1 protein-coding gene is annotated in these 553 nt (G+C 60.6%); it reads right to left on the reverse strand.

Annotation, left to right across the window (positions count from 1 at the left end):
* A partial coding sequence (locus ABEB23_RS18190; protein WP_348814135.1) for an ABC transporter ATP-binding protein occupies window positions 1–553 on the reverse strand: 553 nt, incomplete at both ends.

Consider the following 553-nt stretch of genomic DNA (forward strand, 5'->3'; position numbering starts at 1 on the left):
TAGATAAAGCACAATCCATACCCCGAGTACCAGCGCCATCCATGAGTTGATCGTCAGAAGAAACAGGACCGAACCGACAAGTGAAGCGAGCGCGAAGGCTATCGTGTTGATGGTTTCACTGGCCACATCGGTAACCGCGCGCGCCGCCTGCATCTGCTTTTGCGCGATCCGCCCGGCAAAGTCGTTGTCAAAGAAAGTTACCGCCTGGCCCATCGTCCAGCGATGCAGCCGTGACAGCACCAACGGCAATACGTTCGGCTGCACCACGATGGAGTTGGATGCCGCCGATAGCCCAAATGCGATCGGCCGCGCGACTACGAGGAACACCACGAAACCGACCAGCAACTGCCAATGGTCGGCAAAGACCGTCATGGCATCGGCGGAGGTGGCAAGGTCCACTACTGCGCCAAGATACCAAGCGGTCACAACCTCCATCGTTCCCGCAACGGCGGAGATGGCAGCGGCCAGAATGAGCGGCCCCCAGGCACCCGAAAGGCACCACAGAAGGAAACGTCCCAGCGTTCTGGGCGGTGGCCCCTCCGCCGGGCGGAAG

The sequence above is a fragment of the Flavobacterium maritimum genome, from assembly GCF_040049085.1.
GTDB classification, from domain to species: Bacteria; Bacteroidota; Bacteroidia; order Flavobacteriales; family Flavobacteriaceae; genus Flavobacterium; species Flavobacterium maritimum.